Annotated in this window: 9 protein-coding genes and 1 pseudogene; 4 read left to right on the top strand and 6 right to left on the bottom strand. The window is 68.9% G+C overall.

Annotated features, from left to right (window positions below):
- Window positions 1-169: 169 nt before the first annotated feature.
- The 4 genes and pseudogenes from FZ025_RS13250 (at window position 170) to FZ025_RS13235 (ending at window position 4195) form a co-directional block, all read left to right on the top strand.
- On the top strand, window positions 170-2602 hold the full coding sequence (locus FZ025_RS13250) for a penicillin-binding protein 1A (RefSeq protein ID WP_104558191.1): 2433 nt from the start codon (window positions 170-172) through the stop codon (window positions 2600-2602).
- Window positions 2603-2794: 192 nt separating this feature from the next.
- On the top strand, window positions 2795-3442 hold the full coding sequence (locus FZ025_RS13245) for a hypothetical protein (protein WP_046977670.1): 648 nt from the start codon (window positions 2795-2797) through the stop codon (window positions 3440-3442).
- Window positions 3443-3501: 59 nt separating this feature from the next.
- Window positions 3502-3693 (top strand): annotated as a pseudogene (locus tag FZ025_RS22935) (hypothetical protein); the annotation flags it as partial.
- A 100-nt stretch (window positions 3694-3793) separates the two neighbouring features.
- Window positions 3794-4195, top strand: coding sequence for a hypothetical protein (locus FZ025_RS13235; RefSeq protein ID WP_146093510.1), 402 nt, complete (start codon window positions 3794-3796; stop codon window positions 4193-4195).
- 170 nt (window positions 4196-4365) lie between these two features.
- Here the strand turns inward: FZ025_RS13235 and FZ025_RS13230 are convergent, their stop codons facing one another.
- From FZ025_RS13230 to FZ025_RS13205, 6 genes are all read right to left on the bottom strand, one after another.
- On the bottom strand, window positions 4366-5655 hold the full coding sequence (locus FZ025_RS13230; RefSeq protein WP_046977671.1) for a citrate synthase: 1290 nt from the start codon (window positions 5653-5655) through the stop codon (window positions 4366-4368).
- Window positions 5656-5950: 295 nt separating this feature from the next.
- Window positions 5951-6193 (bottom strand): type B 50S ribosomal protein L31, encoded by a 243-nt coding sequence (locus FZ025_RS13225; protein ID WP_046977672.1) that lies wholly within the window; start codon window positions 6191-6193, stop codon window positions 5951-5953.
- Window positions 6194-6357: 164 nt separating this feature from the next.
- Window positions 6358-7296: a nucleoside hydrolase gene (locus tag FZ025_RS13220; protein ID WP_104558187.1), complete on the bottom strand. Its 939-nt coding sequence runs from the start codon at window positions 7294-7296 to the stop codon at window positions 6358-6360.
- A gap of 138 nt (window positions 7297-7434) precedes the next feature.
- Window positions 7435-9591 (bottom strand): ATP-dependent DNA helicase RecG, encoded by a 2157-nt coding sequence (gene recG, locus FZ025_RS13215; protein WP_104558185.1) that lies wholly within the window; start codon window positions 9589-9591, stop codon window positions 7435-7437.
- A gap of 9 nt (window positions 9592-9600) precedes the next feature.
- The gene (locus tag FZ025_RS13210; RefSeq protein WP_046980890.1) at window positions 9601-9984 is read right to left on the bottom strand and encodes a RidA family protein; all 384 of its coding nucleotides are present in this window, start codon (window positions 9982-9984) and stop codon (window positions 9601-9603) included.
- Between the two features lie 281 nt (window positions 9985-10265).
- Complete coding sequence (locus tag FZ025_RS13205; protein WP_104558183.1) at window positions 10266-12437, bottom strand: RelA/SpoT family protein; 2172 nt, start codon at window positions 12435-12437, stop codon at window positions 10266-10268.
- Window positions 12438-12519: the final 82 nt, after the last annotated feature.

Raw genomic sequence — 12519 nt, 5'->3', positions numbered from 1 at the left:
CATTAATAACGACTTTTTTGCAATTGGCAACCGCCCCGGCACGTCGCGACCTCCCGTCACGGCATGTCCTGCGGCAGCAAACCCTTCGCATCCCCGGAACCGGTCCCAGCCGTTCCCCGGCGTACTCTATACTCTGCGCCCAAGAAATCTGCAATCGGAATCTCTCTCGATGCCCCGTTTTCGTCGTTGGCTGCGCTGGGCGCTGGTCACCTTTGTCGTCCTCGCCCTGATCGGAGCCGCCGCCGCCGGCGGGCTGTACTACGTCGTGTCCTCCAAGCTTCCCGACGTGCAGACGCTGCGCCAGGTCGAGCTGCAGGAGCCCATGTACGTCTATGCCGGCGACGGCAGGCTGATGGCCCTGTTCGGCGAAACCCGGCGCTATCCGATCACCATGAAGGACGTGCCGGAGCGGCTGAAGCAGGCGTTCCTGGCCACCGAGGACGCGCGCTTCTACCAGCACGGCGGGGTCGACTACAAAGGCATCGCCCGCGCGGTGTGGCTGCTCGCCACCACCAGCGACAAACGCGTGCCGGGCGGCTCGACCATCACCCAGCAGGTCGCCCGCCAGTTCTTCCTGAGTTCGGAATACAGCTATACCCGCAAGCTGGCCGAGATCCTGCTGGCGCGCAAGATCGAGGCCGAGCTGAGCAAGGACGAGATCTTCGAGCTGTACCTCAACAAGAGCTTCTTCGGCAACCGCGCCTACGGCATCGCCGCCGCGGCCGAGTACTACTACGGCAAGAAGCTCAACGAACTGAGCCTGGACGAGATGGCCTCGCTGGCCGGCATCCCCAAGTTCCCGTCCAGCGGCAACCCGATCAGCAACCCCGAGCGCGCCAAGCAGCGCCGCGACAACTACGTGCTCAGCCGCATGGCCGCGCTGGGCTTCGTCAGCCAGGCCGAGGCCGACGCGGCCAAGGCGGTGCCGATGCATGCGGTCCCGCACGAGCGCCCGGTCGAGGTCGAGTCGCCCTACGTGGCCGAGCTGGTGCGCCAGGAGATGATCGCGCGCTTCGGCGGCGACGTGCTCGACAAGGGCTATCACGTCACCACCACGATCGACACGGAGCTGCAGACCGCGGCCAACCATGCGGTGCGCCAGGGCCTGGTGATCTACGACCGCCGCCATGGCTGGAACGGCGTGGAGCAGCATTTCGAGGTCGCCGCCGATGCCGACGCGGCCGCGCTGGCCAGCCACCTGGCCGGCATCGATGCGCAGGGCGGCATGCTGCCGAGCATCGTCGCCGCCACCGGCAGCGACGGCAGCGCCACCGTGGTGCTGGCCAACAGGACCGAACTGGCGCTGCCGGTCGCGTCCAGCCGCTGGACCGGGCGCAGCCCGGCCACATTGCTCAAGCGCGGCGACCTGGTGCGGATCCAGGCCGGCGACACGCCGGGCGAGTGGGACATCACCCAGCTGCCGCGCGGGCAGTCGGCGCTGGTCTCGCTGGACGCCAACAACGGCGCGCTGCGCGCCCTGGTCGGCGGCTTCAGCTATGCCGGCAACAAGTTCAACCGCGCCACCCAGGCGCGGCGCCAGCCGGGTTCCAGCTTCAAGCCGTTCCTGTACGCGGCCGCGTTCGAGAAGGGCTTCAACCCGGCCTCGATCGTGCTCGACGCGCCGGTGGTGTTCCGCGATCGCCGCGGCAAGACCTGGTCGCCGCAGAACGACGGCGGCGGCTTCCGCGGCCCGATGCGCCTGCGCGAGGCGCTGGTGCAGTCGCGCAACCTGGTCTCGGTGCGCCTGCTCGACAGCATCGGCGTGGACTTCGCGCGCAAGTACATCAGCCAGTTCGGCTTCCAGGAGGCCGAGCTGCCGCCCAACCTGTCGATGTCGCTGGGCACCGCGTCGCTGACCCCGCTGTCGGTGGCACGCGGCTATGCGGTGTTCGCCAATGGCGGCTCGCGGGTGGACACCTGGATCATCGACAAGGTCACCGACCGCGACGGCAACGTGCTGTTCCAGGAGCATCCGCCCACCGCCTGCCGCAGCTGCGGCAGCGTCGGCGGTGTCGCCACCCCGGCCAGCCAGGTCGTCGACGGCTTCAACTTCGGCACGACGCTGCCGCCTGCGCCCAAGCCTGCGGCAACCGCTGCCGCGCCTGCGGCCCCGGCCGAAGCCGCGCTGGCGACCGATTCCGAGGCCACGGTGGCGCCGCGTGCGATCGACGAGCGCACCGCCTACCAGTTGGTGTCGATGATGCGCGACGTGGTCCAGCGCGGCACCGGCACCGCGGCCAAGGTCCTGGGCCGCGCAGATGTCGGCGGCAAGACCGGCTCCACCAACGACCACCGCGACGCCTGGTTCTCCGGCTTCGGCGGCCCCTACGTGACCACGGTGTGGGTCGGCCGCGACGACTTCCGCTCGCTCGGCTACCGCGAGTACGGCGGCAAGGCGGCGCTGCCGATCTGGATCGACTACATGCGCGTGGCGCTGAAGGACAAGCCGATCGCCAGCAACGACCCGCCGGCCGGCATGGTCCAGGCCACGCTCAACGGCGCCACCGAATGGATCAAGGTCGAGGACATGGATCGCATCCAGGAGTTCGACTACGGCCTGCAGGACCAGAAGACCGACGACGCGGCGTTCGATATTTTCTGACGGACGCTCGGGACTCGGGACCGGGGACTCGGGACTCGCCGAGTCCCCGTGGCGATGGGTGATGGTCTGCGCCATCGCCACTGGCGCCAATGCTGCGCCGGCGCGGTTTCTACGGTGCGCGTGAAACCGCGCTGCATGCCGGCCTCACGGCGCTGTTGTACAGTCGGGGCAGGCTTTGAGGGAGGCGGCCCCATGCACCACGCTCGGCAACATGCCCAGACCCGCACGCACGAACGCCGCCGCCGGCTGGCCCACGAAGCCGCCCGGCTGATGGCCGAAGGCGGCATCCGCGACTTCCACCAGGCCAAGCTCAAGGCCGCAGACCGGCTCGGCATCCACGACGACGCCTCGCTGCCGCGCAACCGCGAGATCGAGGATGCGCTGCGCGAATACCAGCGCCTGTTCGCCGGACCCGACCACGCCGGCGGCCTGCGCCTGCGCCGCGAGGCCGCGTTGCGCGCGATGGACTTCCTGCATGGCTTCGCGCCGCGCCTGGTCGGCGCGGTGCACGACGGCACCGCCGATGCCAACAGCCCGGTGCAGTTGCACCTGCACAGCGACGACGCCGACGCGGTGGCGCGCTTCCTCGAGGAACACCGGATCCCGGCCGAATCGCGCACGCGCCGGCTGCGCCTGGACCGCGAACGCAGCGAGGAGTTCCCGGTGTGGCTGTTCGCCGCCGAAGAGCTGACCTTCGACCTGACCGTGCTGCCCTACGATGCGCTGCGCCAGGCGCCGCTGTCGCAGATCGACGAGAAGCCGATGCGGCGCGCCTCGGAAAGCCAGCTGCGGCAGCTGCTGACCGAACAGGACATCGCCGACTACCAGCAGCGCCGCTGAGCGCCTTCGCGCTACGCGCGGCGCACCGATTCACTACCCGCCGCCAACGGACCCGCTGCATGCCCGCCATTCCGTCCGATGCCATCGTCGTCTCGCGCAGCAGCTTCGACAGCGACGAGGCGTACGCGCCGATCCAGTCCAACATCAGTTGCATCGATGCCCAGCTCGAGCAGTGGCTGCGTCCGGACGACATCGCCAGCGATGCGATGTGCAGCTACTACGTCGACTTCTACGTGGCGCAGGTGGAAAACGGCGGCTTCGCCCAGTTCGTCTACAACTGCAATGCCGATCCGGCGGTGCTCGACCAGGTCGGGCGCGGGCGGGCGCCGCGGCATGCGGCGCTTGGAGCAGATGGACGACGCCACGCTGCAGGCGTTCATGGACGGCGACTACTTCGGCGACAATCCGGCGCGCGACGCGCTCGACCGGCACAGCGAGGCCTTCTACGCGCTGGCGCAAGCGGAAGACCTGATCGCACTCAATTCAGCCTGGCTGCGCGCGCATCCGCAGCTGGTGGTGCTGTCGATTGCGCAGATGCAGGCCGAGGTCGAACGCCGCGCCGCCGCCCTGCCCGATCGCCTTGCGCGCGTCGCCGCAGCGCTGGAAAACGAGCCGCGCTACATGAAGCCGATCCGCCGCCTGTGCGCCGACCGCGGCCACTACTACCTGCTCGATCTCGACGGCGCGGCACGCATGCACGACGCCGACAGCCATGCGCTGGTGGCGCAGATCGCGGCGCCGACCGAGTCGTAGGCAGCTCGATCCGCTCCTGTCGCGGACGATGCCGTCCCTTGCAGCAACGACTTCTGTGGGAGCGACTTCAGTCGCGACGAGCGGCGCCCAACCGCCGCACCCCGGTTCGCGCCCCATAAAAAACGCCCCGCACAGCGGGGCGTTCTCGCGACGAACCGACGGCAGCACGATCAACGCTGGCCGTCGCCCTTGTAGTCGCGCTTGTCGTAGCCGGTGTAGATCTGGCGCGGGCGGCCGATCTTCAGTTCCGGATCGACCTGCTGCTCCAGCCAATGCGACACCCAGCCGGCGGTGCGGGCGATGGCGAACATCACGGTGAACATCTCCACCGGAATGTTCAGCGCCTTGTAGATCAGGCCCGAGTAGAAGTCCACGTTCGGGTACAGCTTGCGCTGCACGAAGTAGTCGTCCTTCAGCGCGGCCTCTTCCAGCTTCAGCGCCACTTCCAGCAGCGGATCGTTGACGCCCAGTTCGCCCAGCACCTTGTAGGTCATCTCGCGGATGATCTTGGCGCGCGGATCGAAGTTCTTGTAGACGCGGTGGCCGAAGCCCATCAGGCGGAAGCTCGAGTTCTTGTCCTTGGCCTTGGCCACGGCGCTCTCGACGTTGTCGGCGGTGCCGATCTCCTCCAGCATCTTCAGCACGGCTTCGTTGGCGCCGCCGTGCGCCGGACCCCACAGCGCGGTGATGCCGGCGGCGACCGAGGCGTAGGGATTGGCGCCGGTGGAACCGACCAGGCGCACGGTCGAGGTCGAGGCATTCTGCTCGTGGTCGGCATGCAGGATGAACAGCAGGTCCAGCGCCTTGGCCACGACCGGGTTCATCTCCAGCTGCTCGCTCGGCACCTCGAACATCATGTGCAGGAAGCGCTCGACGTAGCCGAGGTTGTTGCGCGGGTAGCGGATCGGCCAGCCGATCGAATAGCGGTGCGCCGCGGCGGCGATCGTCGGCACCTTGGCGATCAGGCGGATCGCGGCCAGGCGCCGCTGCTCCGGATCGTTGAGGTCCAGCGTGTCGTGGTAGAACGCCGACAGCGAGGCCACGGTGCCGGCCATCATCGCCATCGGGTGCGCGTCGTGGCGGAAGCCGCCGAGGAAGTTCTTCAGCGACTCGTGCATCATCGTGTGATGCGTCACTTCGTGGTCGAACTTCTTGAATTCATCGGCGGTGGGCAGCTCGCCGTTCATCAGCAGGTAGGCCACTTCCAGGAAGTTGGACTTCTCGGCCAGCTGCTCGATCGGGTAGCCGCGGTACAGCAGCACGCCGTTGTCGCCATCGATGTAGGTGATCGCCGACTTGCAGCTGGCGGTCGCGGTGAAGCCCGAGTCGTAGGTGAACAGACCGGTTTCTTTGGTCAACTTGGCGATGTCGACGCAATCGTTGCCCAAGGTGGGTTTGAGTACCGGCAGAACGACCGACTTGTCGCCGGCATTCAGCGTGACCTGATCAAGATCGGACACAGTGTGCGCTCCTCAGTGGAAGGCGCCTGCCCGTGCTTTGCGAACAGACGCGTGAAGGAAGTCCACGGCAATTACCACGGATCGCAGCATTATTGCACAGCAACATTTGAGTAGTCGCTCGTACTGCAGTCGCAGAGCGCGGGCGTGGCGGCGACACAGCGTTGCATCCTCGCCGCCGCCAGGACGGGAGAATCCGTGCCGACAGCCATCTGCCGGGAATCGATGCATCGGGGACGCCAAAATAAAGAAGGCCGCGCAGGGCGGCGCGGCCTTCTTTACCACTTCGACCGCTCGATCAGCGCGCGTAGCGCTTCTGGAACTTGTCGATGCGGCCGCTGGTGTCGATGACCTTGTGCTTGCCCGTATAGAACGGGTGCGAAGCCGAGGAAATTTCGACCTTGACCAGCGGATATTCTTCGCCGTCCTCCCACTTGACCTTGTCCTTCGAGGACATGGTCGAACGGGTCAGGATCTTGAAATCGGAGGTGACGTCGTGGAACACGACGTTGTGGTACTTGGGATGGATGTCGGCCTTCATGGGCTCGCACCGTAGGGGGCTGCTGGACAAGAGGGAAACTATAGCAACTCCCCCAGCCTTCGCGCAAGGACAACTTGCGCGAAATCCACACCACCGGGGTGCGGAACGCGGGCGCAGCGCTCCAGCCGCGGCCGCCCGTGCCCGGATGGCCGCCGCGCGGCGGCTCAGCCGGCGCCGACCGCCGCGCGCGCCAGCGCCTGAAAACGCGCCCGGTCGTAGCGGATCAGCATGGCCGCGTTGTCGGCCAGGCCGAGCTGGCGATTCCAGTCCACCAGGGTGGCGCCGCGGCTGTGGACCCCGGCCAGCTCGACCTGCAGCGGCCGCGACTGCACCTCCAGCGCGCCCTCGGGCTGCAGCGCCCAGGCCATCGCCAGCGCGTCGGCGGCATACCAGTGCTCACCGCGCGAATCCTCCGACCACAGCCGGGTCTTGCGCGAGATCGCATCGTAGAAGCGCGCCGTGTCCGCGTCCGCGGCCAGCCACTGCTCCACGTCGCGGTGCGGCAGGCCATGCGCGACGGTGGCCTCCCAGTCGGCGACCTCGATGTGCGGGAACCCGGAAAACACGATGTGCGCCGCCTCCGGGTCGAAGGCGATATTGAACTCGGCCGCCGCGGTGATGTTGCCATGGCAGGTGATCGCCCCGCCCATCACCACGAAGCGGCGCACCCGCTGCGGCAGGGTCGGATCCAGCTTCAGCGCCAGCGCGATGTTGGTCAACGGCCCGAGCGCGACCAGCAGCAGCGCGCCGGCGTACTGGTGCGACAGGCGCAGGATCGCCAGCGCCGCGTGCTCGCTCTGCGCGGCGCGCGCCGCCGGCGCCAGGCCGACATCGCCGAAGCCGTCCAGGCCGTGCACGTGGGCGGCGTCCACCGCCGGATGCAGCAACGGATCGGCGCAGCCGGCGAACACCGGCACCTCCTCGCGCCCGGCGACTTCGCACAGCTTCAACGCATTGCGCACGGTGTGCTGCAGGCCGACGTTGCCGGCGGCGATGGTCAGGCCGACCACGTCGTGGCGGTCGTCGGCGAAGGCCATCAGCAGGGCCAGGGCATCGTCCACGCCGGGATCGGTATCGATCAGCAGGGGAATCTTGTCGCTCATGCGTGATTCTTCATTGGTCCGTTCGGCCACCGAGTCTGGCACTGCAACGTGGCCGTGGAAAGCCGGGATCGGAGATCAGCAGAGAACGGCTTTTACGAATCCCCAATCCCCAATCCCCCAATCCCCGCCGTCAAACGGCTACGCCGCCGCAAACCGCGCCGCCCCGCCCACCCAGCGCGCGACGATGCGGTCGGCCAGCCCCGGCGACTCGGCCAGCAGGCGTTCGGCCAGCGCGTGCACCCGCGGCAGCAGGCCGGCGTCGCGCGCCAGGTCGGCGACGCGGAAGACGGCCAGGCCGGTCTGGCGGGTGCCGAGCAGTTCGCCGGGGCCGCGCAGTTCCAGGTCCTTCTCGGCGATGACGAAGCCGTCGCTGGTCTGGCGCATGGTCTGCAGCCGCTGCCGCGCCATCGCCGACAGCGGCGCCTGGTACATCAACACGCAGCTCGACGCGGCCGCGCCGCGTCCGACCCGGCCGCGCAGCTGGTGCAGCTGCGCCAGGCCCAGGCGCTCGGCGTTCTCGATGATCATCAGCGAGGCGTTGGGCACGTCGACGCCGACCTCGATGACCGTGGTGGCGACCAACAGGTCGATCTCGCCCTGCTTGAACGCGCGCATCGCCGCCTGCTTCTCGGCGCCCTTCATGCGTCCGTGCACCAGGCCCACTTTCAGTTCCGGCAACTGCGCCGACAAGGCCTCGAACGTGGCCTGCGCGGCGCTGGCGTCGATGCGGTTGCCGGCCCCGGCGCCCGGCCCCGGCGCGGGCTTGTCGCCTTCCTCGGTTTCGTCGATCAGGGTGCACACCCAGTACGCCTGGCGGCCTTCGGCGCAGGCCACGCGGATGCGCTGGACCAGCTCCGGGCGGCGCTCAGCACTGAGCACGATGGTCTGCACCGGGGTGCGCCCGGGCGGCAGTTCGTCGATCGCCGACACGTCCAGGTCGGCATAGGCGGCCATCGCCAGGGTGCGCGGGATCGGGGTGGCGGTCATCACCAGCTGGTGCGGCACGCCGGCACCGCTGGCGCCCTTGTCGCGCAGCGCCAGGCGCTGGTGCACGCCGAAGCGGTGCTGCTCGTCGACGATGGCCAGGGCCAGGTCGTGGAAGGCCACTGCGGCCTGCATCAGCGCATGCGTGCCGACCACGACTTGCGCCTCGCCCGAGGCGATCTGCGCCAGCACCGCGGCGCGCGCCTTGCCGGTGACCTTGCCGGCCAGCCAGGCGACGCGGATGCCCAGCGGCTCCAGCCAGGCGCGCAGGTTCGCCAGGTGCTGCTCGGCGAGCAGCTCGGTCGGCGCCGCCAGCGCCGCCTGCTTGCCCTTGTCCACCGCCAGCATCGCCGCCAGCGCCGCGACCACGGTCTTGCCGCTGCCGACGTCGCCCTGCACCAGGCGCAGCATCGGCGAGGGCTTTTCCAGGTCGGCGCGGATCTGCGCGAACACCCGCTGCTGCGCACCGGTGAGCTGGAACGGCAACGACTGCTGCAGGCGTTTGGCCAGCAGGCCGCGCCCGCGCAGCGACGGCGAACGCTGCCGCTGCAGCGCGATGCGCTGACGGCGCAGGCTCAGGTGGTGGGCAAGCAGCTCTTCCAGCGCCAGCCGCTGCTGCGCCGGATGCAGGCCGGCGGCGAGCGCACCCAGGTCGGCCTGCGGCGGCGGCCGGTGCGCGATCAGCAGCGCGCTGCGCAGCGACGGCAGGCCCAGCTCGGCCAGCATCGCGGCCGGCAACAACTCCAGCGACGCTTCGTCGGGCAGCCGGTCCAGCGCCTGCCCGATCAGCTTGCGCAGCGTCGCCGGGCCGATGCCCTCGACCGCCGGATACACCGGGTCCAGGCTGTCGTCCAGGCCTGCGATGTCATCGCCACCGAGGATCTGGTAACTCGGGTGCACGATCTCCAGGCCGTGCTGGCCCGGCTTGGGCGTGCCGAACGCGCGCAGCCGCGCGCCCACTGCGAACTGCGCCACCTGCGCAGCGCGGAACTGGAAGAAGCGCAGCACCAGCGTGCCGCGCGAGTCGTCGGCCACCGCCACGCGCAGCATCGGCCGGTAGCGGAAACCGCGATCCACCGCCTCCACCCGCACTTCGACCTGCGCCGGGATGCCCGGCTGCAGCGCCGCCACCGGGGTCAGCCGGGTGCGGTCCTCATAGCGCAGCGGCAGGTGCAGCCACAGGTCCTGCAGGGTCAGCAGGCCGCGCGCGGCGAACTTCTCGGCGAGCTTCGGGCCGACGCCCGGCAGCGCCGACAACGGCGCCTCGCCTGCCGCCGACAGCGCCGGCGCCGGAACCTGCACGCGCGGCACGGGCGACGGTCAGTCGAGCACCATCACCGCATCGACCTCGAAGCCGACGCCTTTCGGCAGAGCGGACACTTCGACGGTGGAACGCGCGGGGAACGGCGCCTGGAAATAGTCCTGCATCACCGCATTGACCTGGGCGAACTGGGAAAGATCGGTCAGGTACAGGCCCAGGCGCACGATCCGGTCGAGCGAACCGCCGGCCGCCGCGGCCACCGCCTTGAGATTGTCGAAGGCGCGCCGCGCCTGCGCGCCGACATCGCCGGGCACGACCTCGCCGGTGGCCGGATCCAGCGGAATCTGCCCGGAGAAATACACCGTGTTGCCGGCGCGCACCGCCTGCGAATACGGACCGATCGCGGCCGGCGCCTGCTCGGTGTGGATGATCTGGCGGGACATGGCGTGGCTCCGAACGGAAGAAGGGGGAAGTATTTTAGTCGGGAATCGGGATGCTGCCCGGTTACTAATCGCTGTCGGGCGATGCGAGGGGGAAAGCGCCACATGGACGCGGAAGCGAACAGCACCTGGGCAGCTAACGCCCGACGCTCTTTGCAGGCGGGGCTTCAACCCCGGCGCTTCACCGGTAACGCGTCGGGGCTGAAGCCCTTCCCACAAAAAGCACACCTGCCGCGCACTCGCGAAAATCCCCAATCCCCAATCCCCAATCCCCAATCCCGGCCTCACTGCCGGCGCACACTCTGCACCGCCGTCAGCCGCCGCAGCCGGCGCATCACCTCGGCCAGGTGGTTGCGGTCGCGCACCTGGATGTTGAAGCGCAGCACCGCGGCGTTGAAGTCGCGGTCCAGGTAGTCCACGCGCTCGATGTTGGACTGGCTCTGCGCGATCGCCGCGGCCAGCTGCGCCAGCACGCCGGTGCGGTTCTCCACGTCCACCACCAGCGCGGTGTCGTAGTCGCCGATGACGCTGGTGTCCCAGCCGATCGGCACCCAGCGTTCGGGCGACTTGCGCAGTTCGGCCAGGTTCGGGCAATCCAGCCGGTGCACGACAATGCCCTTGCCGGCGGTGTGGTAGCCCATGATCTCGTCGCCGGGGATCGGCTGGCAGCAGTTGGCGAAGCTGACCACGCCGCGCTCGGTGCCGTTGATCAGGATCTTTTCCTGCGAATGCTTGGAGTGGCCGCCGCCGCGCAGTTCCGCATAGGCCATCAGCGCCTGCGCGGCCTGGTTCGGCATCCAGTTGCCCAGCGCGATGTCGGCCAGCAGCGCCTCCAGGCGCGGATAGCGGTGCTCGCTGAGGAAGGCGTCCAGGCGCCCCTTCGGCAGCCGCTCCAGCGAACTGTCCATCGCCTCCAGCGCGCGGTCGAGCATGCGGTGGCCGAGCTGCACCGCATCCTCGTGCTCGAGCTGCTTGAGCTGGTGGCGGATCGCGGTGCGCGCCTTGCTGCTGACCACGAACTCCAGCCACTGCGGCTTGGGTGTGGCCGAACGCGCGGTGATCACTTCCACGGTCTGCCCGCTGACCAGCTTGGTGCGCAGCGGCACCAGCTTCTTGTCCACCCGCGAGGCCACCGCGCGGTTGCCGACGTCGGTATGCACCGCATAGGCGAAATCCAGCGCGGTGGAATTGCGCGGCAGCGCCAGGATCTTGCCCTTCGGCGTGAACAGGTAGACCTCGTCCGGGAACAGGTCGACCTTGACGTTGTCCAGGAATTCCAGCGACGAACCGGCGGCGCGCTGCGATTCGATCAGCTCCACGATCCACGCATGCGCGCGGCTCTGCGCGCTGTTGGGCGAATCGCCGCCGAACTTGTAGGTCCAGTGCGCGGCCACGCCGCGCTCGGCGATCAGGTCCATTTCCTCGGTGCGGATCTGCACCTCGATCGGCGAGCCGTAGGGGCCGAACAGCACCGTGTGCAGCGACTGGTAGCCGTTGGCCTTGGGAATGGCGATGAAATCGCGGAAGCGCGCGTCCAGCGGCTTGAACGTGGCGTGCACCGCGCCCAGCGCGTGGTAGCAGTCCGGCACCCCGCGCACCACCAGGCGGAAGCCGAACACGTCCATCACCTGGTCGAAGGATTTGTTCTCGTCGCGCATCTTGTTGTAGATGCTCCACGGGGTCTTGATCCGGCTGACCAGGCGGTGCTCCAGCCCCTCCTTGGCCAGCCGCTGCGACAGCTGCACCTCCACCTGCGCCATCGCTTCGCGGCGTACCACCGGCTGGCTGCGGATGTGCTTTTCGATGATCGCGTGGCGCCACGGATGCAGCGCGCGGAAGCCGAGGTTCTGCAGCTCGGACTTCATCAGGCTCATGCCCAGGCGCTGGGCGATCGGCGCGTAGATCTCCAGCGTCTCGCGGGCGATGCGGCTGCGCGCCTCGGCGCTCTGCGCGCCGAGCGTGCGCATGTTGTGCAGGCGGTCGGCGAGCTTGATCATGATCACGCGCAGGTCGCGCGACATCGCCAGCAGCATCTTGCGGAAGCTCTCGGCCGCCGCTTCCTGGCGGTCGCGGAACTTCAGCTTGTCCAGCTTGGTGACGCCATCGACCAGTTCGGCCACCGCCTCGCCGAATTCGGCGGCCAGCTCGGCGCGGGTCAGCGGCGTGTCTTCGATGGTGTCGTGCAGGATCGCGGCGATCAGCGCCTCCACGTCCAGGCCGAGCTCGGCCAGCACGCCGGCCACCGCCACCGGATGGGTGATGTAGGGCTCGCCGGACTTGCGGGTCTGCCCGGCATGCGCGGCCGCGCCCACTTGCCACGCGCGCCGCAGCAGCGGGATCTGCTCGGCCGGCAGATAGCTGGCGCTGCGCTCGAGTTGCAGGACGTAGTCGGGGATCGCCTCGCTGGCCGGCGACGGCGCGGCGGTGGCGACCTGGGCGGAAGGGCCTGGGTTCATGCGCGAAGACTATGCCAGCGGCGCAAGGACGGCAAACCCGCAAAACAAAACAGCCCGCAGATGCGCGGGCTGTTCGGCGAAG

Origin of the sequence: Xanthomonas hyacinthi, assembly GCF_009769165.1 — a bacterium.
In the GTDB taxonomy this organism is placed as follows: Bacteria; Pseudomonadota; Gammaproteobacteria; order Xanthomonadales; family Xanthomonadaceae; genus Xanthomonas_A; species Xanthomonas_A hyacinthi.
Note: the sequence above shows the minus strand (reverse complement) of the source record. Positions and strands in the feature narration are given on the sequence as shown.